We start from the raw sequence: 21,096 nt of genomic DNA, 5'->3' as shown, positions 1-21,096 counted from the left end.
GTTTCGCCCGCCGCCTTCACCTGCTACTCTCAGAAACGTTGCTGTTTTTTAGCGTTTGGATAACGCCTTCGTTACACAATAGGGATGGCCTGTGAGAAAACCATTAGCACTCTTTTTTCCGCTTTATACCACGACATTACTGATGTTATTGGGCTCCGGCCTGCTGACGACTTACATTTCCCTGCGTCTTTCCGCCATTCATGTCAGTGGTGCGATGATCGGGGCGATCATCGCGGCTAACTACATCGGACTGGTGATCGGCGGCAAGGTTGGCCATATCCTGATCGCCCGCGTAGGTCATATTCGTGCCTACGTTTCCTGCTCCGGTATCATCACCGCCGCCGTGCTGGGGCATGGCCTGACTGACATCATCCCGGTCTGGGTGGTACTGCGTCTGATCATCGGCTTATGCATGATGGTGCAATATATGGTGCTGGAAAGCTGGCTCAACGATCAGGCTGAAGCCAACCAGCGCGGTGTGGTATTCGGCTTTTATATGGTGGCCTCTTATCTCGGGATGGCGCTCGGTCAGGTCGTACTGATGCTCAACAGCGATTTAGGCGTGAGTACGCTTATCGTTATTGCCCTGTGTTTCGCCCTGTGCCTTGTGCCGATTGCGCTGACCACGCGCACTAACGTCGGCCATATGTCTCCGGCACCGATGGAGCTTAAATTCTTTATCGGCACGATCCCCAAGGTGCTGGCGATTACACTGGTTATCGGCATGGTCGTCGGCTCGTTTTACGGGATGGCACCGATTTACACCAGTCAGCAAGCGCTGACCACTCAACAAACCGGTCTGTTTATGGCGCTGGCGATTTTCGCCGGTCTGCTGGCACAGTTCCCGCTCAGCTGGCTTTCCGACCGCTATAACCGCAACATGCTGATGCGCATAAACGCCATCCTGCTGGCCATTACCGCCCTGCCGCTGGCGTTGTTCAGCCACATTTCATTCCCGCTGTTGCTCGCCATTGGTTTTGTCGTCAGCCTGATGCAGTTCACCCTGTACCCGCTGATTGTCGCACTTGCCAATGACATGATCGAACCGGAGCGTCGTGTCTCGCTTTCAGCCTGTCTGCTGATGGCTTTTGGCGTCGGTGCCTGTATCGGCCCGCTGGCGGTCGGTGCGCTGATCCAGCCATTGGGCGGCAACATTCTTTACGCCTTTTTCGCGCTGTGTGGTGTAGGTATTGTGGCGCTGAGCCGCACTTCCAGAAAAGAAGAAGCCATGCAAATGGCCACCGATGCGCCGGTTCCGCACATCGCCATACCTGACAGTCTGAGCAGTTCCCCGCTCTCGCCTGCCCTGAACCCGGCGTTTGACGAACAGATGATTCAGGAAACGATGCCCGCGCCGGAAAATGTGGTGGAACCCGTGGTTGACGAAAGCGAAGCCACAGAGGAAGAAGGGGAAAGCAAGTACCCACCCCAGGGCGCAGACCCTGAAGTGGATACCGGATTACAGCGGGCATTTACCCTGCTGGAAGACAGCGTTTCTGAAGAGACTAGCGAAAAGAAAAATTAGGCCGGGTTATCGATGTCGATAAACATGACATCAAGATTATGCTCAGCAGCTAACCATTCGCCCAGTGCTTTCACGCCATAACGTTCGGTGGCGTGATGGCCTGCGGCGTAGAAATGCAGCCCCATTTCGCGGGCAATGTGAATGGTCTGCTCGGACACTTCGCCGCTGATAAAGGCATCGACGCCATATTCTGCCGCTTTCTGAATGTAACCCTGACCACCACCGGAGCACCATGCGACACGGCGGATTTCGGCCGGTGCATTCTGTGAACTGTGCAACACGTTGCGATCCAGCGTGACTTCAATGCGCTGGCGGAACTCTTCACCGGTCAGCGGTTTTTCCAGTTCTCCCCAGGGCAACAGCACCGCAATTTCGCCCTGTACGTTAATACCGAACAATTTCGCCAGCTGCGCGTTATTCCCCAGTTCCGGATGACCATCCAGCGGCAGATGGTAGGCGTACATATTGGTATCCGTTGCCAGCAATGTTTTAAGACGGTTACGTTTCATGCCACGGATTTCAGTCGGTTCGTCTTTCCAGAAATAACCGTGATGCACCAGAACCGCATCGGCTTCGACAGCAATCGCGGCATCCAGCAGATCCTGCGACGCCGTTACGCCGGTCACCACACGCTGCACTTCACGCCGTCCTTCGACCTGCAATCCGTTCGGTGCGTAATCTTTGTAATTGCTGATATCCAGTTTCTGATTAATCAGCTTTTCAAGCTGGAGGTTGTTCATGACGTTTCTCGTTATTAATGGATGGTCTATTTGATCTCTAATTTATCACCCTGCGCCATCCGCACAAACTTCACGCCCAGATTATTCCCTTTTTCCAGCTGCGCCATGATCTCTTTTTCAGGATCAGCACCGGCTTTCAGGCTGGGTTTGACGTGACTGATAATCACCGTGATGCCGTTCAGCGCCCCTTCGCCTCCGGCATATTCCTGCCACCGCCCAAGCTCTTTGAGCAACCAGTCCGGCGTCAAATGTCCGAACAGTTTGCTGTCAGGCACACCATCCGGATAAGACGTTTCGATGATGATGCCTTTCAGCCGTTTAGCTTTCACCTCATCGCCCAGCACGCGCCACACGGTATCGAGATTTTTCGATTTTTCGACTTCATCCGGGCCGGTATCGCCGAAGAAGGCAAACGACTCTTTATTACGGCTCACCAGAATCATGGCCGAGGGTGTGCCGCCGTGGCTGAGTGGGTAAATATTGCCGTCCAGGCCGGTCAGGCCAAGGGAGAACCGTTGCGCCGGGCGCTGCTGGTTCAGGCGATAGGTGCCGATGCGTAAACCACTGCCGGAGTCGGTGAAGTTAGGCCAGACGCGGCCGTTGAAGTAATGCTGACGCAGCGTGCCAATGGTATCCGCTGTGCCGTAAATCGGTTTTTTGCTGTCTTCCGGGGAACTGATGATCAACCCCGCCAGGTGGTCGAGATGGCCGTGACTGATAAAGTATCCGCCAATCAGGTTGCGGAAAACCGCGCCCTGCGGGGTCAGCGGTGCAGCATTTTCAGCCGTCACCTGTGGAAAACTGCCTTTCTCCAGCGCCTTGCGAATGCCGGGCAAAACAGAGCCGGCATCCAGACCGAGATAGAGTTTTTGATCATCACTGCGGATCAGGTACGAGGTGAGATTGCCTTCTTCGACGCCGCCATTCACACCCAGCGCCACGACATCAAACCCCGCACTCGCCTGACCCGTCCAGCATGCCAGCATCAGCGCCAGCAGGTATTTTTTCATCACATCGCTCCTTGTCGTGGTGAGAGAGTAAAGTCAGTCTGACCGGTTTTTTGCCGCCTCAAAGGCTGCAAGCGTGTCTTTTCTCGCCTGCGCGTGATCAATAACCGGCAGCGGATAGTCTAACACGCGCCGGTATTTTTCCGCCCAGCGATGCGGTTGATGAATGTCTCTTTCCGGCACATCCGACAGTTCCGGCACCCAGGCTTTGATAAAGCGTCCGGCTTTGTCAAAACGTTCGCCCTGAGTTGTCGGATTGAAAATACGGAAATACGGCGCAGCATCTGTGCCGGTAGAAGCGCCCCATTGCCAGCCGCCGTTGTTAGCCGCCAGATCGCCATCCAGCAGTTGCGACATGAAATAGCGCTCGCCTTCGCGCCAGTTGATCAGTAAATCCTTCACCAGAAAACTGGCGACAATCATCCGCAGACGGTTATGCATCCAGCCCGTCGTATTCAGTTGCCGCATGGCCGCATCCACAATGGGATAACCGGTTTTTCCTTCTTTCCACGCCTGTAAATCATCCGGGGCGTGACGCCACCGCACGTTATCCGTCCATTCAAGGAAGGGCTGATGTTTGCAAAGTTTCGGCCAGGCGACGATCAGATGACGATAAAACTCGCGCCACACCAGTTCATTCAGCCAGCCAAATGCGCCGCTGTCGGTTTTCTCCAGCACCTGCGGACATTCCGTTCGCAGACGGTTCAGGCACTGGCGCGGCGACAGCACACCAATCGCCAGATACGGCGACAACGAACTGGTGCCAGCGGCGGCCGGCAGATCGCGCTGACTGAGATAATCCTGCACCTGCTCCCGGCAAAAACGGCGCAACTGGTTGCGCGCTGCTTCTTCGCCGACAGCAAAATCATCGCCGATATCTTCCAGCGGATAATCGAACGGCATCAGCGGATGGATGACCACTTTTCCGGTATGCTCACGGATTTGCGGCGCAGGCAGCGAACGGCTGTCAGATTCAGTGAGACGGGATAAAAACGCCCGACGAAACGGCGTGTAAACCTTATACATCTCCCCGTTTCCGGTGGTCACGGAGCCGGGTGGCAACAGCAGGCTGTCATCGAAGGCCTGGCACACTACCGACCCGCAGACCGCCTTCTCCAGCGCGACATCCCGCTGGCGCTCATTGATTTCATACTGTTTATTATAAAACAGCGATTCCACCTTTTCGGCTTTGCAGAAATCTTTCAGCCACGCCACGCTGTCGGCAAAATCGTCACACTGGTGGTAATGCAGGGGAATACCACGTTCAGCCAGCGCATGTTGTAACACCTGAAGGTGCTGATAAATAAACATTGCCTGTCGCGGCGCCATTTCATGTCGTTTCCACTGCTCCGGTGTGGCTATAAATACGGCAATAATACGCGCCTGCGGATCTTCACAGGCGGCATGCAACGCGCGATTGTCGGTTACCCGCAAATCATTACGAAACCAGACTAAATGCGTGGTCATAATTTTCCTTTTAATGTCCATATCGAAGCTTTAAGGCTTCCGGATAAGGCTCGAAATAACGCTGGTCAGCCAGGTAGGCATCCGGGTATTCAGACATATAATGTTTCAGCAAGGTAATCGGCGCCAGCAACGGCTGCATTCCCTGACGGTAACGATCAATAAGCCCGGCAAGTTCTTGTCGTTGTGCCGGACTCAGCTGTTTACGGAAATATCCCTGTACGTGCATCAGCACATTGGTGTGATTACGGCGCGTAGCTTTGTGGCTCATCAGATTCATCAGCCGTAGCCGGTATTCGGTGAAATAGTCCTCAAGGGAATCCCATTCAGCCATCGCAGCCACAAAGCGCCCCAGCTCACGATATTCGGGCTGAGAATGGGCCAGTAAAATGAGTTTATAACGACTGTGGAAGGCCATCAGTTTGCCGCGTGTCAGGCCACCTTCGCGAAGCTGATTCAGTTCAAACAGCGCAAAAACGCGCTCAACAAAATTCTCCCGCAGTACGGGATCGTTTAACCGGCCGTCTTCTTCCACCGGCAGCCACGGATGCTGTTTCATCAGCTCGGCGGTATACAGCCCGACGCCGCATTTTTTGGCATCTTTACCGTTGGCGCTGTATACCCGGACCCGCTCCATCCCGCAGCTCGGGGATTTCGCGCAGACGATATAACCGCACAAGCCGGTCAGCGGTGCCACACGTTTTTCGGCGTAATGCTGCATTTTTTCGGTGACGTCAACGGTCTCGTCGTTACTGAAACGCATCACGATGCTGTCGTCCATTTTAACCAGACGCAACGCCGGGCGGGGCGTTGGCAGGCCGATCGCCATTTCCGGGCAGATAGGTTCGAAGCGCACATAAGGCGCCAGTTGCTCTACGGCAAACGCCAGACGTTTATGCCCGCCATCAAAGCGGACATTTTCACCCAGCAGGCATGCACTGATACCAATCGGAATTGTTTTCGTCATTGTCGGCACCTTGCATTGAAAGAAGAAAAGAGAGGCGGCATTGATTCATCACCCTTACGTATAATCTTAGCACAACTTATACATAAAAATAATCTTGTACAGGTTTATCGGCGGGCAATAAAAAACCCCGCTGGAGGAACGGGGTTTCTTTTGGCACCTCCCCTTCGCAGGGGAGGGAGCTAAATTAATAAAAGTCTTGTGTCGCCATCTCGGCATGACTCAGCCACACCGGCTTATCGCTGGTTTTCATCCAGACGCGGTGTAAATAGCTGTAAAAACGGGCGCGGTCAGCGCGGAACAGCATGACCGGCAGGGCCAGAACTCCGGCGGCAATAACAAAAGCGCGGCGGGCCAGTATGCGGGTCATCGTGTATGGCGTGTAATCATTCATCGCGTTGCTCCTGTGAAATGTGGAAGTTTTCGAACACTGTAAGTTGCGAAAAATATACCGCAATTGATGAAATTTTACTACTCATCTGACCACTTTTACGTGTAAATTTTCGCCAATTTTACCCTATCACCGTAATTTAGTTACAGAATGGTTAAATAAATACGCAACTCAAGTTTCTTTTAGGTTTCATTTTTGCGCATTTTTATACTTTTTTTACACTGTTCAGCTCTTTCTTTTCAGGATCTTTTCCCGCCTTTCCTTATTCTCGCCACAACATAAAAACACACCTGTGGAGGTGGATTGTGACTGTTGGCGTAATCTGCGGCGCATTACTGGTTCTTCTGCTGCTCGGCTATCTGGTTTATGCCCTGCTGAATGCGGAGGATTTTTAAATGGCCGCAACCGGATTCTTACTGATTGCCAGTTTTATGCTGGTGCTTTTGCTGCTGGCAAAACCACTGGGTAACTTTATTGCTCAACTGATTGAAGGACAGCCCGGCGCATTTATTCAGCGCATAGAAAACGGTGTTTTACGCACGTCTGGCAGCAGTAATGCTGAAATGAACTGGTGGCAGTACGCACTGGCGATCATGGTATTTAACATCCTGGGCATTGTTGTGCTGATGACGATGCTGATGGCACAGGGTGTATTGCCGATGAACCCACAGCATTTTGGCGGGCTGTCATGGGATCTGGCCTTTAACACCGCAGTGAGTTTCGTGACCAACACCAACTGGCAGGCTTACAGCGGCGAAAGCACACTGAGCTATCTCAGCCAGATGGTCGGGCTGACGGTGCAAAACTTCCTCTCCGCAGCGACCGGTATCGCCGTGGCATTTGCGCTGATCCGTGCTTTTGCACGCCCTTCAGCACAGACCATTGGTAATGCGTGGACGGATTTATGGCGCATCACGCTGTATCTGTTGCTGCCAGTGGCTTTCCTGCTGGCACTGTTTTTCGTCAGTCAGGGGGTACTGCAAAACTTCGAAGCGTATCAGCACATCACCACGCTGGAAGGCCTGCAACAGACCTTACCGATGGGCCCGGTGGCGTCTCAGGAAGCGATCAAAATGCTCGGCACCAACGGCGGCGGCTTCTTCGGTGCCAACTCAGCCCATCCGTTTGAGAACCCGACCGCACTGACCAATATGGTGCAGATGCTGGCGATTTTCATTATCCCTTGTGCATTGTGCTTCGCTTTTGGCCGCGTGGTTGGCGACAACCGTCAGGGCCACGCACTGGTCTGGGCGATGTCGGTGATCTTTGTGGTGTCGGTAGTGGTGGTGATGTACGCCGAACTCAAAGGCAATCCGCATTTCACTGCATTGGGTGCAGGCAGCAATTTTAATATGGAAGGAAAGGAAAGCCGCTTCGGCATTCTGGCCTCCGCGCTGTACGCCGTCGTCACCACGGCGGCCTCGTGCGGTGCGGTTAACGCCATGCACGATTCCTTTACCGCACTCGGTGGCATGGTACCGATGTGGCTGATGCAGATTGGTGAAGTGGTGTTCGGCGGCGTGGGTTCCGGTCTGTACGGCATGCTGCTGTTTGTGCTGCTGACGGTGTTTATTGCGGGACTGATGATTGGCCGTACACCGGAATATCTCGGTAAGAAGATCGACGTTTACGACATGAAGATGACCGCACTGGCGATCCTGGTGACACCCACGCTGGTGCTGCTCGGCACCGCACTGGCGCTGGTCACCGACGCCGGCCGCGCCGGGATTTTAAACCCCGGCGCGCATGGTTTCAGCGAAGTGCTGTATGCGGTGTCTTCCGCCGCCAATAACAACGGTAGTGCGTTTGCCGGGCTGAGCGTCAATACACCGTTCTACAACCTGTTGCTGGCTTTCTGCATGTTCTTTGGCCGCTTCGGCGTCATCATTCCGGTGCTGGCGATTGCCGGTTCGCTGGTGATGAAAAAACGCCAGCAGGCCGGCAATGGCACCCTGCCAACGTCTGGCCCGCTGTTTATCGGTCTGCTGGTCGGCACCGTGTTGTTAGTCGGCGCACTGACCTTTATTCCGGCGCTGGCGCTGGGACCGGTGGCAGAACATTTGCAAGTCTGGTCAGCACAGTAATGCTGCGTAACTCGTTGAACTGATGAATATAGAGACTAAAAAGATGAGTCGTAAACAACGTGCGTTATTTGAACCCCGTCTGATCCGTACTGCCCTGCTGGATTCGGTGAAAAAGCTCGATCCCCGCGTTCAGTGGCGTAATCCGGTGATGTTCGTGGTGTATCTGGGCAGCATTCTGACCACGCTTATCTGGCTGGCGATTCTGATGCACCGCACCGACGGCAGTGCGGCTTTTACCGGCAGCGTATCCCTGTGGTTGTGGTTCACCGTGCTGTTTGCCAACTTCGCCGAAGCATTGGCTGAAGGCCGCAGCAAGGCGCAGGCGCAGAGTCTGAAAGGCGTGCAGAAAACCAGCTGGGCGAAAAAAATCTACGAACCGCGTCCTGAATCACCGGTAATTAAGGTTGCCGCCGATACCCTGCGCAAAGGCGATTATGTGTTGATCGAAGCAGGCGATACCGTGCCGTGCGACGGGGAAGTGCTGATCGGCGGTGCGTCAGTGGATGAGAGTGCCATTACCGGCGAATCTGCGCCGGTGATCCGCGAATCCGGCGGGGACTTCTCCTCAGTGACCGGCGGGACGCGCGTTTTGTCAGACTGGCTGGTGGTCGAATGTTCGGCTAACCCCGGAGATACTTTCCTTGACCGGATGATTGCAATGGTCGAAGGGGCGAAACGCCGCAAGACGCCAAACGAAGTGGCGCTGACCATTTTGCTGGTGGCACTGACGCTGGTGTTCGTGCTGGCTACCGCGACACTCTATCCGTTCTCGCTGTTTAGCGTCAGCGTAAGCCATGCAGGTATCCCGGTCACCGTGACCGTGCTGGTCGCGCTGCTGGTGTGTCTGATCCCGACCACTATCGGGGGGTTGCTGTCGGCTATCGGCGTGGCGGGCATGAGCCGCATGCTGGAAGCTAACGTTATCGCGACCAGCGGCCGTGCGGTGGAAGCCGCCGGTGACGTAGATGTGTTGCTGCTGGATAAAACCGGCACCATCACGCTCGGTAACCGTCAGGCATCGCAGTTTCTGCCCGCGCCGCAGGTAACGGAACAGGAACTGGCCGATGCCGCGCAGTTATCCTCTCTGGCCGATGAAACGCCGGAAGGTCGCAGCATCGTGGTGCTGGCGAAGCAACGCTTTAACCTGCGCGAACGCGATATTCATTCACTGAATGCGACCTTCGTGCCCTTCTCCGCGCAAACCCGCATGAGCGGCGTCAACGTGGGTGAACGCAGCATCCGTAAAGGCGCGGTGGATGCGATCCGTCGTCATGTGCAATCTAATGGCGGTACCTTCCCGAAAGCCGTCGATGGTCTGGTGGAGAATGTGGCGCGTAAAGGCGGCACGCCGCTGGTGGTCGCCGAAGGCGCAAAAGTGCTGGGCGTGGTTGAGCTGAAAGATATCGTTAAAGGCGGCATCAAGGAGCGCTTTGCCGAGCTGCGCAAAATGGGCATCAAAACGGTGATGATCACCGGGGATAACCGCCTGACTGCTGCGGCCATCGCCGCCGAAGCGGGTGTGGATGATTTTCTGGCAGAAGCGACGCCGGAAGCCAAACTCGCATTGATCCGTCAGTATCAGTCAGAAGGCCGTTTGGTGGCGATGACCGGCGACGGCACCAACGATGCGCCCGCGCTGGCGCAGGCCGATGTCGCAGTGGCGATGAACTCAGGGACGCAGGCAGCGAAAGAAGCCGGGAACATGGTCGATCTCGATTCCAACCCGACCAAGCTGATTGAAGTGGTGCATATCGGTAAACAGATGCTGATGACGCGCGGCTCACTGACTACCTTTAGTATCGCCAACGACGTGGCGAAATATTTCGCCATTATCCCGGCAGCGTTTGCAGCCACTTATCCGCAACTGAACGCGCTGAACGTCATGCACCTGACATCACCGTCTTCAGCCATTATGTCGGCGGTTATTTTCAACGCGCTGGTGATTGTGTTTCTGATACCACTGGCGCTGAAAGGTGTGAGCTATAAAGCCATGAGTGCCGCCGCGCTGCTGCGCCGTAACCTGTGGATTTATGGTGCCGGGGGTCTGCTGGTGCCGTTCGCCGGTATCAAGCTGATCGACGTGATCCTGACCGTTTTACATCTGAGCTGATTTTTGAGGAAGACCATTATGTCCGTAAGAAGAATGAACTATGTACGCCCGGCTCTGGTGATGACGGTTCTGCTGACGCTGATAACCGGCGTGGCGTATCCGCTGCTGACCACCGGCGTTTCAGAGCTGGTATTCCGCCAGCAGGCAACGGGTTCGCTGATAAAAGACGGCGGCAATAAAGTGATTGGCTCAGAACTCATCGGGCAAAATTTTACCCGCAATGATTACTTTTGGGGCCGCCCGTCAGTTACCTCTGATTCACCGTATAACCCGATGGCGTCGGGAGGGAGCAATCTGGCTGCCAGTAACCCGGCGCTGGATCAGGCAGTGAAAGACCGCGTGGCGATGCTGCGAAAAGCCAATCCGCAAAGTCCGGCGGCCGTGCCGGTGGATCTGGTCACCGCCAGCGCCAGCGGGCTGGATCCGCAGATTTCGGTGGAAGCGGCACAGTGGCAGGCTCCGCGGATTGCCACCGCGCGCGGGCTGCCACTGGCGCAAGTGAATAAATTGATTGATGATAATACCTCCTCACCACTGATTGGTTACCTCGGCCCGGACGTCGTGAACGTGCTCGGACTGAACTTAGCGCTGGATGAACTGAAAGCAAACTAACTTATCAACCAACCTGACAGGATGATATGACAGACGAAAGACCCGATCCCGACAGCCTGCTGGCGCTCGCCAATGAGAAGCCACGCGGGCAACTGAAAGTCTTTTTCGGCGCCTGTGCGGGCGTCGGGAAAACTTTTGCCATGTTGCAGGAAGCGCAGCGCCTGCGCGCCACCGGCCTCGACGTGCTGGTTGGCGTAGTGGAAACTCACGGACGGCAGGAAACGCAGGCGCTGCTGCCGGGGCTTTCTCTGTTACCGCCGAAACGTATTCATCATCGCGGACGTCAGGTTCAGGAGTTTGACCTTGATGCCGCCCTGGCCCGCCGCCCTGCCCTGATCCTGATGGACGAACTGGCGCACAGTAACGCCGCCGGATCGCGCCATCCGAAACGCTGGCAGGATGTCGAAGAGTTGCTTGATGCCGGTATCGATGTGTTTACCACCGTGAACGTTCAGCATCTGGAAAGCCTGAACGATGTGGTCAGCGGCGTCACCGGTATCATTATTCGTGAAACGGTTCCCGACCGTTTGTTTGATGATGCCAGCGAAGTGGTGCTGGTAGATTTACCGCCTGACTCCCTGCGTCAGCGTCTCAAAGAAGGTAAAGTTTATATCCCCGGTCAGGCCGAACGCGCCATAGAACACTTTTTTCGTAAAGGCAATCTGATTGCCCTGCGGGAGCTTTCCCTGCGTCGTACTGCTGACCGGGTTGACGACCAGATGCGCGAATACCGCGATGATCAGGGTGTCAGTCGTGTCTGGCATACCCGTGATGCACTGTTGCTGTGTATCGGTCACAGCGGGGGGAATGAGAAATTAATCCGCGTCGCCTCGCGCCTCGCAGCGCGCCTCGGCTGTGTCTGGCACGCCGTATATGTTGAAACCCCGCGCCTGCACCGTTTACCTGAAGGCCAGCGCCGCGCCATTCTGCATTCCCTGAAACTGGCGCAGGAACTGGGGGCAGAAACTGCCACGCTCTCCGATCCGCAGGAAGAACAGGCGATTTTGCGTTACGCCCGTGAACATCGTCTGGGCAAAATCATGACCGGCCGGCGGCGGGAAAAGCGCTGGAAATTTAGCGCCAGCTTTGCCGACAAGCTGGCGGAAATCGCCCCCGATCTTGATTTAATCGTCGTCGGCCTGGAAGACGCGCCGGTAACACCTCTGCGTAAAGAGCAGGACTTACGCACTTTCGCCGATCGCTTCAGCCGCCAGTTATGGGGCTGCGCTCTTGCCGTGGCGCTGTGCGCGGTGATCACCATGATGTCGCAATGGCTGGTGCCGACTTTCGATCAGGCCAATCTGGTGATGGTGTATCTGCTCGGCGTGGTGATTGTTGCCCTGTTTTATGGCCGCTGGCCGTCGGTGCTGGCGGCGGTAATCAATGTCGTCAGCTTTGATCTGTTTTTCGTACAACCGCGCGGCTCGCTGGCGGTGACTGACGCGCAATACCTGGTGACCTTCGGCGTAATGCTGATTGTCGGCATTCTGATCGGGAATCTGACCGCAGGCGTCCGTTATCAGGCACGTATCGCGCGTCACCGTGAAAAACGTGCGCAGCATTTGTATGAAATGTCCAAAGGACTCAGTCAGTCGCTGACGCCGGAAGCCATCGCGCAGACCAGCCGCCACTTTATTTCTTCCAGTCTGAACGCCAAAACCGCCATTTTGCTGCCACAGGAGAACGGCGAACTGACGCAGCCGGCCGGCGAAATGACTTCGATTGTGGTAGATGATGCTATCGCCCGCTGGAGTTTCGACAAGAAACTGCCAGCCGGTGCGGGCACGGATACCCTGCCCGGCGTGCCCTACCAGCTTCTGCCGCTGGTTGCATCCGGTGAATCGCGTGGCCTGCTGGCGGTCGAACCGCCGAATATCCGTCAACTGTTAGTACCGGAACAACAGCGTCTGTTACAGACCTTTACCGTGCTGATCGCCAATGCACTGGAACGTCTGCATCTGGCCGCCAGCGCAGAAACGGCGCGGCTGGAAACCGAACGCGAACAACTGCGTAACTCATTGCTTTCTGCGCTTTCACACGATTTACGTACACCGCTGACGGTGCTTTTCGGCCAGGCGGAAATCCTCACGCTGGATCTTGCCGCAGAAGGCTCAAAGCATGCACCGCAGGCCAGCCAGATCCGTCAGCAGGTGCTAAGCACTACCCGGCTGGTCAACAACCTGCTGGATATGGCGCGTATTCAGTCCGGTGGATTTAATCTGCGTAAAGAATGGCAGTCGGTGGAAGAAATCACCGGCAGCGCATTGCGGATGCTCGAACCGGTGCTGGCGCACGACAATATTAAAATCGATTTACCCCAGGAAATGGTCCTGGTTAACTGCGACGCCAGCCTGATCGAACGGGTGCTGATCAATCTGCTCGAAAACGCCCATAAATATGCCGGAACCGGTGCGACAATTGGCATTAAAGCCACGCCGCTGGAGGAGTGGCTGGAGATGGAAGTCTGGGATAACGGTCCCGGTATTCCGGCTGGCGCTGAGCACACTATTTTTGAAAAATTCGCCCGCGGTAATAAAGAATCCGCTATTCCGGGCGTGGGGTTGGGATTAGCGATTTGTCGTGCCATTATTGAGGTGCACGACGGACGGATCTGGGCGGAAAATGGCCCGAACGGCGGTGCGCGTTTTCGTTTCAGGCTGCCGCTCGAGGCGTTGCCGGAGATGGAAGGTGACATGGAAAAAGACATCGACGAGGTATCGTGAGCGCATCCCCGGTAAATATTTTAATTGTTGAAGACGAAAAAGAGATCCGCCGCTTTGTGCGTACAGCACTGGAGGCGGAAGGCTTGCGGGTGTTTGAGAGTGAAACGCTGCAACGCGGGCTGATTGAAGCCGGAACCCGTAAACCGGATCTGATTATTCTCGATCTCGGTTTACCGGACGGTGACGGCCTGACGTATATTCGCGATTTGCGCCACTGGAGCGCTATCCCGATTATCGTCTTGTCGGCGCGCACCCGCGAGGAAGACAAGATAGCGGCGCTGGATGCCGGTGCCGATGATTTTCTTACCAAGCCGTTTGGCGTAGGTGAACTGCTGGCGCGGGTTCGTGTGGCCCTGCGCCGCCATACCGGCAGCGCACAGGAAAGTCCGCTGGTGACGTTTGCAGATGTGACGGTGGATTTGATCAACCGGCGCGTACAGCGTAACGGTGAAGATTGTCATCTGACACCGATTGAGTTTCGCCTGCTGGCCGAACTGCTGGCCAACAGCGGTAAAGTCATCACTCAGCGTCAGTTACTGAGCCACGTCTGGGGCCCGAATTATGTTGAACACAGCCATTATCTGCGCATCTACATGGGACATTTGCGGCAGAAACTGGAGGCCGATGCCACCCGGCCACGTCATTTACTGACCGAAACCGGCGTGGGCTATCGCTTCATGCCTTAGGCTGGTCAGTCTCCGGTTTGGCCTCACCAAATTCGGCTTCCAGACTTTCAGCGGCTTGCTGCAAAATCGCACTCACACGCACCACCTGTTCCGGCGTTAAATCCGCCCGCATCATGTTAGAACGCAGCGCGTGACGCAGGCGGTGCATCGATTCATGAATGCCTTCTGCCAGGTTGTTTTCACGCGGACGCTGCGCCCCCGCCAGACGGGCAAAAATCATATCAACCGTCGCCTGATGCTGTGCCAGTTCCGCTTTACCGGCTTCCGTTATCTGGTAGCTTTTCCGGCCGTTGCCCGTGGCGACAGGCTCAAGGAAGTCCTGCTCTTCCAGCAGTGTCAGCGTCGGGTAAATCACGCCCGGGCTTGGCACGTAAAGACCGGAAGAGGCTTCTTCAATCGCTTTGATCAGTTCGTAACCGTGGCTCGGTTTCTTCGCCACCAGCGCCAGCAGTACGCGGCGTAAATCGCCATGTTCAAACAGACGGTGTGCACCGCGTTCACCACGGCGGCCTTCACCACGCCCGCGATGTTCACGCCCTTCTTCACCACGATGGCGACCGTCACGACGTAACATGTGACGCTCGCTGTGATCGCTGTATTCTGATTCATGACGGCAATGGCCGCGATGCCCTTCTTCACGACTACCGTGGCCGCGATGGCGACCCTCAAACATTTTACTAAACATAGTGCATGTCCTATTTAGATATATCGAATCATTTCGATATATCTAAACTAGATCGGTTTTCAGAAACTGGCAAGACCGGGAAGCGAATTTAGATATATCTTTTTATGTCTGAACTTCCGGCAAAAAACGGGCAAAAAAAAAGCGCTGAATAATCAGCGCCTTTGATGAGATAAAGAAAACGGCTTATTTCGCGTCAGCAAGCACTTTACTGACGATTTCTACCGCTTCTTTCTCGATTTGCTCACGATGTTCAGCACCGAGGAAGCTTTCACAATAGATCTTGTAAGCTTCTTCCGTACCGGACGGACGCGCCGCGAACCAGCCATTTTTGGTCATCACTTTCAGACCACCGATAGACGCGCCGTTACCCGGTGCGTTGGTCAGACGGGCAGTGATCGGGTCACCGGCCAGTGTGTCAGCTTTCACCTGTTCAGGAGAGAGTTTAGACAGTGCGGCTTTCTGCGCGTGCGTCGCAGGTGCCTGAATACGGTTGTAGCTTGGTGCACCAAAGCGCGCAGCCAGTTCGTTGTAATGTTCCTGCGGGTTCTTGCCGGTAACAGCAGTAATTTCTGCGGCCAGCAGGCACATGATGATCCCATCTTTGTCGGTCGACCAGGGTGTGCCGTCGAAACGCAGGAAAGAAGCCCCGGCACTTTCTTCGCCACCAAATCCGAAGCTGCCGTCAAACAGACCATCAACAAACCATTTGAACCCAACCGGCACTTCCACCAGTTTACGGCCCAAATCTTCTACCACGCGGTCGATCATCGCACTCGATACCAGCGTTTTACCGACGGCAACCTCTTTGCCCCATTGCGGACGATGCTGGAACAGATACTGAATCGCCACCGCCAGATAATGGTTCGGGTTCATCAGACCGGCAGGCGTCACAATACCGTGGCGGTCATAATCCGGGTCATTGGCAAAGGCCAGATCGAATTTATCACGCAGCGCCAGCAGACCGGCCATTGCAGATTCAGACGAGCAGTCCATACGGATCACGCCGTCATGGTCGAGATGCATAAAACGGAAAGTCTGATCGACTTCATCGTTAACCAGCGTCAGATCCAGTTGGTAATGTTCCGCGATACGCTTCCAGTATTCGATACCGGAACCGCCAAGCGGATCGACACCCAGTTTCAGACCCGCTTTCTGAATCGCAGCCATATCAACGATATCGGTCAGCCCTTCGATAAACGGCTGAACCAGATCTTTCGCTTGCAGATGGCCACTTTTCCACGCCAGATCCAGAGACTGACGTTTCACGCCTGCCAGTTTTGCGGCCAGCAATGCGTTAGCACGTTTCTCAATCACGGAAGTCAGATTAGTATCTGCCGGCCCCCCGTTGGTCGGGTTATATTTGATGCCGCCATCTTCCGGTGGGTTGTGCGAAGGCGTGATGACGATGCCATCCGCCAGCGCGCCGCCGTGACGGTTATGCGTCAGAATGGCGTGCGACACCGCTGGGGTCGGCGTGAACCCGTTATCTTCCTGAACAATGACATCCACGCCATTGGCGGTCAGCACTTCCAGCACAGAGATAAACGCCGGTTCGGACAACGCATGGGTGTCTTTACCCACGTAGCACGGGCCGGTGGTACCCTGCTCTTTACGCACTTCGGCAATCGCCTGAGCAATTGCCAGGATGTGCGCTTCATTAAAGCTGTGACGCAACGCACTACCGCGATGGCCGGACGTACCAAATTTCACAGCATGTGCTGTGTTTGCCGGATCCGGTTGCAGAACGTAATACTGTGACGTTAACTGCGCCACATTGATCAAATCGCTTTGCTGAGCAGGTTGCCCTGCACGGGGGTGATTAGCCACTGGCGCTTCTCCCTTACGCTGAAATTAGAGGGTGCCGCATACTTTATCAGTCAGTTCCGCCGGGAACTGCATGAGCTGCATGATGTGTTCGATCATGCTGCGTTTGCGACCTGTGTTGGTATTCGTAATAACCCAATACGGCGTTCCGGGAACGTGTTTAGGTTTGGTATGTATGCCGTTTTGCAGCAAGGTTTGCTGGTCACCGGCAAAATAAGTCCGCGTGCGCCCGGTCAGAGAGTCGGTCGCTGTCGCAAATTCTTTAGGGTTCAGGGTATACAAGGTCGAGAGGATCAGCATAAAACGATTAACCGCTTTAGTCTGTTCTGCGTATTCGTCGGACAACAGCAGTTCACGGACGGCGCGGACTTTATCACGCGACGTCGGTGCCGCTGCGACAGCAGGTTTTTCCTGCGCAACAGTTCCGGCAATAACAGAAGTCGTCGCTGGCGCGTCAGGAGCGGTCTGACCGGCAGTAAACTTCAACATACGGCGTAAAATATCAGACGCACTTTCACCGATTGCCTGCGTGTGGCTGGCAATGTAGCGGTAGAGTTCTTCGTCAACCTCAATAGTTTTCATCTTTATCCAGTACTGTTCTTCTACTTAATTCATTCAAAAGGATTATACAAATTTCTACGCAGTAACAAACAGGGGAATTGCGCTGCAAAGTAAAATCCAGACAACTTCCCGATTTTGCTGCATGCAGGCTCCGGCCCGTTCTGTTCCTGGTAGTCAAATCCCGCTCAGGCATCTGGCAGACACTTTCTGTTTTAAAAAATTATCCGCAAGTCATGATAACCTAATGAGATTGTTTATCTGTATGAACTTCTCTATGAAATTACATTATCGCCTGCAGGAATCTGAAGTGACTGGCAGCACTGCACTGCCGGTTTTGCTTATCCACGGATTGTTCGGCACCCTGGATAATCTGGGTATTCTGGCCCGTGACCTGAGACAACAGCATAACGTGTTACAGGTGGATTTGCGTAATCATGGCCAGTCCGGACGTTCTGATGAAATGTCTTACGCCGCCATGGCACAAGATTTAGAAGAAACGCTGGATGCTGTTGGTTTCCAAAAAATCATCGTTATCGGCCATTCGATGGGCGGCAAAGCCGCGATGGCGCTGACGGCACGGATCCCCGATCGTATCGAAAAGTTGATCGCCATTGATGTCGCCCCCGTGGATTATCACGTCCGTCGTCATGATGAGATTTTCGCGGCCATTAACGCTGTGACCGACGCAAGACTCCGTGACCGCACGTCTGCCAGCGACTGTATGCGCCAGTATATAAAGGAAGACGGCGTGATCCAGTTTTTGCTTAAATCCTTCCGCCAGGGCGAATGGTGCTTCAACGTGCCCGTGCTGCTCAGTGAATACGAAACCATTACCGGCTGGGAAGATGTGCCAGCATGGGATCATCCGGCGCTGTTTATCCGCGGGAGCTTATCGCCGTATGTGCAGGATGAATATCGCGACGCGATTGCCCGCCAGTTTCCACAGGCCAAAGCGCATGTGGTGGCGGGAGCCGGTCACTGGGTGCATGCGGAAAGACCCGATGCGGTACTGCGCGCTGTGCACCGTTTCATCGATGTGGCCTGAGGTTTAACATCCTGGGGATAAATTGTGCAAAAAGTCTGCACAACTTAAGAAGTTATCATGAAATCAGGGCAATCAGGCGTTGTGAACCCCTGGGGCGCCAGTGTATGATTGCGCGCTATAATTTTGCCGCCCCGTTTTACTCACAGTGAGTCGCGGGGGGTGAATTGGGTCAGGGTTTCTTAGCCCGAAATGTGTGAAACGCTCGTCAGGAACGGCTTGCCGTTTCCCGATGTAAAAACTTCCCTGGTTGTACCTCTACCTATGGCAAAAGAACAACTGGATCGCACGACGATTGATCTGTTCGCAGATGACCGTCGTCCGGGGCGTCCAAAAACAAATCCGCTATCCCGTGATGAACAGCTCAGGATCAATAAGCGCAACCAGTTACGCCGCGATAAAGCGAGCGGCCTGCGTCGTGTGGAGCTGAAAATGAATGCCGATGCTGTTGACATGCTCAATAAGCTGGCAGAAGAACGCAATATCAGTCGTAGCGAATTGATTGAAGAGATGCTGCTGTCGCATCTTAACGGTCATGAAGGTTGATTGAAAAGCGGGTAACCCGATAAGGCTACCCGTTTGTTTTTCTTAATTATTCCACGCTAATTTACGTCTTCCCACTCAGAACGTTTCCCAGTTTTCAGCACTTTTTGCCGAAAGCCTGCCGGTATCAGGACGCAACAAGGGTGCTGAAATCGACTTCGCCGGACGTGAACCCACATTCGTGACGCTGTCTTTCAGCTTGAACGTTGCGACGGCGTTGTTGAGCAACGAAGCCTGTTCTTCCAGCGATACTGCGGCCTGTGACGCCTGTTCTACCAGTGCGGCGTTCTGTTGTGTAACGCTGTCCATTTCTGTGACCGCTACCGCTACCTGGCTGATTCCTTTACTTTGTTCGTCAGACGCAGACGCAATTTCCGCCATGATGTCGGTGACATGCGTAATTGAGCGCACCACTTCATTCATCGTCTGACCGGCGTTTTCAACAAGTTTCGAGCCGCTGTCGACGCGGGAAACCGATTCGCTGATGAGCTGTTCGATTTCTTTTGCAGCCTGCGCACTGCGTTGTGCCAGGCTGCGCACCTCGCTGGCAACCACTGCAAAACCACGCCCCTGCTCGCCTGCACGTGCTGCTTCTACTGCGGCATTCAGCGCCAGAATGTTGGTCTGGAAAGCGATGCTGTTAATCACGGAAGTGATTTCAGCAATTTTCTTCGAACTGCCGGAGATATCTTTCATGGTGCTGACCACATCCGCCACGATGTTGCCACCTTTCTGCGCAGTGGTAGAAGCTTCCATAACCAGCTGGCTGGCATGATGAGCGTTATCAGCATTGTGCTTAACCGTCGCAGTCAGTTCTTCCATGCTGGCAGCGGTTTCTTCCAGTGCAGATGCCTGCTCTTCCGTACGGGAAGATAAATCGTTGTTTCCGGCTGAAATTTCTGACGCGCCCTGATAGATGTGATTGGTGCAGTTGCGGATGGTCTGAACGGTATTCACCAGGCTAGACTGCATCAGGTTCAGTAACGGAATCAGCTTACCGGCGCAGTTTTTACCGAACTCATCCAGATAAAGTGTCAGATCGCCGCTTGCTATCACCGCGAAGTGATCACGGATTTTATCCAAGGGTTTCACCAGCGCCATGACCAGATAACGGTCAGTCAGTAATAAGATCACCAGCCCGATACCAAAGGCCGTCAGCAGAATCACTTTGCTGAATGAGGTCAGATGGGCAGACTGCCGTTGCGATGCATCAAAATCTACCGCGATCTGACCGCCGACTTTGTCCATCGAGACACCAAAACTGCGGCTCAGTGCAGGTACGGTAGTGTTGGCTAACTGGTTATATAACTCCGTGTTCTTACTGAAGGCTGCGTCGAACATTGGCGTGACGCCCTGGGTAATCAGATTTTCCCAATTGGTGATCAGTTCCTGCACGGCAACATCTTCCAGCCCCGGATGCGGCGCCGTTTTAAAATTAGCCAGTGCCTGGGTCAGCCCGGTGAGGGATTGTTTGGCGGTATCAAAAATTTCCGGACCTTTTGACGGATCGGCCTGAAGCTGTGCGACGGCACGCGTAAGGCGAGTTACGGTACGGAAATACTGATCATTTCCTTTATTGATCAGCGCCATATTATTGACCAGCTCGGTACTGTTTTTGGTATTTTGGGTCAGTGTGTCAAGGGAGGTAACGGTGTATAGGGAAACACCCGCCCACATGACACAAAAAATGCCAAGAATTGTTAACAAAGCGGCCCTGATGGTAATATTTTTTAAAAACTGCACGATATGCCTCTCTCGAAACATGACTGTTTCTGGCCTGAGGATTGAGGGGGATGCGGAGAATCAAGACAGGTAACCAGCAGGCAAGTGCCCCAGGACATGTTTGAACACCTCTCCGGGCATCGATTTCTTTATTATGTTGAGATTGCTCTCGCATCATCTATCGGCGGAATATTCTCGAAATTTAGTATTGTGACGACTTATTTCTTCAATTTGCGTTTGACCTTATTCAGCCTGAGGTTAACGCACCCTGCGTGAAAGCACACAAAGGCGATAACACTTAAAAATATTGCCCGATAAACTTATTCCCCAGCTAAGAAGGCGAGCAGAAGCATATTCTCCGCCGCACGAGTTTGCTATCATCTGCATTATTATTGCCTGCGTTGCAGAGCACT

General features: G+C 54.3%; 18 protein-coding genes. 9 read left to right on the top strand and 9 right to left on the bottom strand.

Annotated features, from left to right (window positions below):
* The first annotated feature begins 91 nt into the window (after nucleotides 1-91).
* On the top strand, nucleotides 92-1,525 hold the full coding sequence (locus ACOZIO_RS18790) for an MFS transporter (protein ID WP_421595578.1): 1,434 nt from the start codon (nucleotides 92-94) through the stop codon (nucleotides 1,523-1,525).
* Here the strand turns inward: ACOZIO_RS18790 and ACOZIO_RS18785 are convergent.
* From ACOZIO_RS18785 to ACOZIO_RS18765, 5 genes are all read right to left on the bottom strand, one after another.
* Nucleotides 1,522-2,265, bottom strand: a complete 744-nt coding sequence (locus ACOZIO_RS18785; RefSeq protein ID WP_129990574.1) for a type 2 GTP cyclohydrolase I — start codon at nucleotides 2,263-2,265, stop codon at nucleotides 1,522-1,524. The two genes, ACOZIO_RS18790 and ACOZIO_RS18785, sit on opposite strands and share 4 nt — an antisense overlap.
* A gap of 26 nt (nucleotides 2,266-2,291) precedes the next feature.
* Nucleotides 2,292-3,275 (bottom strand): MBL fold metallo-hydrolase, encoded by a 984-nt coding sequence (locus ACOZIO_RS18780; protein WP_129990575.1) that lies wholly within the window; start codon nucleotides 3,273-3,275, stop codon nucleotides 2,292-2,294.
* Nucleotides 3,276-3,308: 33 nt separating this feature from the next.
* Nucleotides 3,309-4,739, bottom strand: coding sequence for a deoxyribodipyrimidine photo-lyase (gene phrB, locus ACOZIO_RS18775; protein WP_129990576.1), 1,431 nt, complete (start codon nucleotides 4,737-4,739; stop codon nucleotides 3,309-3,311).
* 10 nt (nucleotides 4,740-4,749) lie between these two features.
* On the bottom strand, nucleotides 4,750-5,703 hold the full coding sequence (locus tag ACOZIO_RS18770) for a YbgA family protein (protein ID WP_129990577.1): 954 nt from the start codon (nucleotides 5,701-5,703) through the stop codon (nucleotides 4,750-4,752).
* A gap of 184 nt (nucleotides 5,704-5,887) precedes the next feature.
* A complete protein-coding gene (locus ACOZIO_RS18765; RefSeq protein WP_013576456.1) occupies nucleotides 5,888-6,094 on the bottom strand; it encodes a YbfA family protein in 207 nt (68 codons plus the stop codon).
* Between the two features lie 302 nt (nucleotides 6,095-6,396).
* Here ACOZIO_RS18765 and ACOZIO_RS18760 point away from each other — a divergent pair, with 302 nt between their 5' ends.
* The 6 genes from ACOZIO_RS18760 to kdpE are packed head-to-tail and all read left to right on the top strand — an operon-like array spanning nucleotide 6,397 to nucleotide 14,306.
* Nucleotides 6,397-6,486 carry a K(+)-transporting ATPase subunit F gene (locus tag ACOZIO_RS18760; RefSeq protein WP_101075733.1) on the top strand — a complete coding sequence of 30 codons (90 nt, stop codon included), beginning with the start codon at nucleotides 6,397-6,399 and terminating at the stop codon, nucleotides 6,484-6,486.
* Nucleotides 6,487-8,175, top strand: a complete 1,689-nt coding sequence (kdpA, locus tag ACOZIO_RS18755; protein WP_129952030.1) for a potassium-transporting ATPase subunit KdpA — start codon at nucleotides 6,487-6,489, stop codon at nucleotides 8,173-8,175. It abuts the gene before it with no gap.
* A 43-nt stretch (nucleotides 8,176-8,218) separates the two neighbouring features.
* Complete coding sequence (gene kdpB, locus ACOZIO_RS18750) at nucleotides 8,219-10,285, top strand: potassium-transporting ATPase subunit KdpB (RefSeq protein ID WP_129990578.1); 2,067 nt, start codon at nucleotides 8,219-8,221, stop codon at nucleotides 10,283-10,285.
* An 18-nt stretch (nucleotides 10,286-10,303) separates the two neighbouring features.
* Complete coding sequence (gene kdpC / locus ACOZIO_RS18745) at nucleotides 10,304-10,897, top strand: potassium-transporting ATPase subunit KdpC (RefSeq protein WP_129952032.1); 594 nt, start codon at nucleotides 10,304-10,306, stop codon at nucleotides 10,895-10,897.
* Nucleotides 10,898-10,923: 26 nt separating this feature from the next.
* Complete coding sequence (gene kdpD, locus ACOZIO_RS18740; protein WP_129952033.1) at nucleotides 10,924-13,620, top strand: two-component system sensor histidine kinase KdpD; 2,697 nt, start codon at nucleotides 10,924-10,926, stop codon at nucleotides 13,618-13,620.
* Nucleotides 13,617-14,306, top strand: a complete 690-nt coding sequence (gene kdpE, locus ACOZIO_RS18735) for a two-component system response regulator KdpE (protein ID WP_129952034.1) — start codon at nucleotides 13,617-13,619, stop codon at nucleotides 14,304-14,306. The genes kdpD and kdpE overlap by 4 nt, the downstream gene beginning before the upstream one ends.
* Here kdpE and ACOZIO_RS18730 read toward each other — a convergent pair.
* From ACOZIO_RS18730 to seqA, 3 genes are all read right to left on the bottom strand, one after another.
* Nucleotides 14,296-14,991: a PadR family transcriptional regulator gene (locus ACOZIO_RS18730; RefSeq protein WP_129990580.1), complete on the bottom strand. Its 696-nt coding sequence runs from the start codon at nucleotides 14,989-14,991 to the stop codon at nucleotides 14,296-14,298. The two genes, kdpE and ACOZIO_RS18730, sit on opposite strands and share 11 nt — an antisense overlap.
* 183 nt (nucleotides 14,992-15,174) lie before the next feature.
* The gene (gene pgm, locus ACOZIO_RS18725; RefSeq protein ID WP_129990581.1) at nucleotides 15,175-16,818 is read right to left on the bottom strand and encodes a phosphoglucomutase (alpha-D-glucose-1,6-bisphosphate-dependent); all 1,644 of its coding nucleotides are present in this window, start codon (nucleotides 16,816-16,818) and stop codon (nucleotides 15,175-15,177) included.
* Nucleotides 16,819-16,842: 24 nt separating this feature from the next.
* Nucleotides 16,843-17,397, bottom strand: a complete 555-nt coding sequence (gene seqA / locus ACOZIO_RS18720) for a replication initiation negative regulator SeqA (RefSeq protein ID WP_129952037.1) — start codon at nucleotides 17,395-17,397, stop codon at nucleotides 16,843-16,845.
* A gap of 241 nt (nucleotides 17,398-17,638) precedes the next feature.
* Here seqA and ybfF point away from each other — a divergent pair, with 241 nt between their 5' ends.
* Entirely contained in the window at nucleotides 17,639-18,421 is a 783-nt protein-coding gene (ybfF, locus tag ACOZIO_RS18715) for an esterase (RefSeq protein ID WP_129990617.1), read from the top strand.
* A gap of 261 nt (nucleotides 18,422-18,682) precedes the next feature.
* Nucleotides 18,683-18,964, top strand: coding sequence for a LexA regulated protein (gene ybfE, locus ACOZIO_RS18710; RefSeq protein WP_015690259.1), 282 nt, complete (start codon nucleotides 18,683-18,685; stop codon nucleotides 18,962-18,964).
* 75 nt (nucleotides 18,965-19,039) lie between these two features.
* Here ybfE and ACOZIO_RS18705 read toward each other — a convergent pair whose 3' ends face one another.
* The gene (locus ACOZIO_RS18705; protein WP_129952038.1) at nucleotides 19,040-20,704 is read right to left on the bottom strand and encodes a methyl-accepting chemotaxis protein; all 1,665 of its coding nucleotides are present in this window, start codon (nucleotides 20,702-20,704) and stop codon (nucleotides 19,040-19,042) included.
* Nucleotides 20,705-21,096: the final 392 nt, after the last annotated feature.

Source organism: Rahnella sp. PD4, assembly GCF_049199325.1.
GTDB classification, from domain to species: Bacteria; Pseudomonadota; Gammaproteobacteria; order Enterobacterales; family Enterobacteriaceae; genus Rahnella; species Rahnella perminowiae.
The sequence above is the reverse complement of the archived record's forward strand: the minus strand, read 5'-3'. Positions and strand labels throughout refer to the sequence as shown.

Coding starts and splice junctions, on each gene's coding strand:
- seqA (WP_129952037.1), bottom strand. CDS start 17,397: ATGAAAACTATTGAGGTTGACGAAGAACTCTACCGCTACATTGCCAGC.
- ybfF (WP_129990617.1), top strand. CDS start 17,639: ATGAACTTCTCTATGAAATTACATTATCGCCTGCAGGAATCTGAAGTG.
- ACOZIO_RS18730 (WP_129990580.1), bottom strand. CDS start 14,991: ATGTTTAGTAAAATGTTTGAGGGTCGCCATCGCGGCCACGGTAGTCGT.
- phrB (WP_129990576.1), bottom strand. CDS start 4,739: ATGACCACGCATTTAGTCTGGTTTCGTAATGATTTGCGGGTAACCGAC.
- ACOZIO_RS18770 (WP_129990577.1), bottom strand. CDS start 5,703: ATGACGAAAACAATTCCGATTGGTATCAGTGCATGCCTGCTGGGTGAA.
- ACOZIO_RS18785 (WP_129990574.1), bottom strand. CDS start 2,265: ATGAACAACCTCCAGCTTGAAAAGCTGATTAATCAGAAACTGGATATC.
- kdpB (WP_129990578.1), top strand. CDS start 8,219: ATGAGTCGTAAACAACGTGCGTTATTTGAACCCCGTCTGATCCGTACT.
- ybfE (WP_015690259.1), top strand. CDS start 18,683: ATGGCAAAAGAACAACTGGATCGCACGACGATTGATCTGTTCGCAGAT.
- ACOZIO_RS18765 (WP_013576456.1), bottom strand. CDS start 6,094: ATGAATGATTACACGCCATACACGATGACCCGCATACTGGCCCGCCGC.
- ACOZIO_RS18780 (WP_129990575.1), bottom strand. CDS start 3,275: ATGAAAAAATACCTGCTGGCGCTGATGCTGGCATGCTGGACGGGTCAG.
- kdpC (WP_129952032.1), top strand. CDS start 10,304: ATGTCCGTAAGAAGAATGAACTATGTACGCCCGGCTCTGGTGATGACG.
- kdpA (WP_129952030.1), top strand. CDS start 6,487: ATGGCCGCAACCGGATTCTTACTGATTGCCAGTTTTATGCTGGTGCTT.
- kdpD (WP_129952033.1), top strand. CDS start 10,924: ATGACAGACGAAAGACCCGATCCCGACAGCCTGCTGGCGCTCGCCAAT.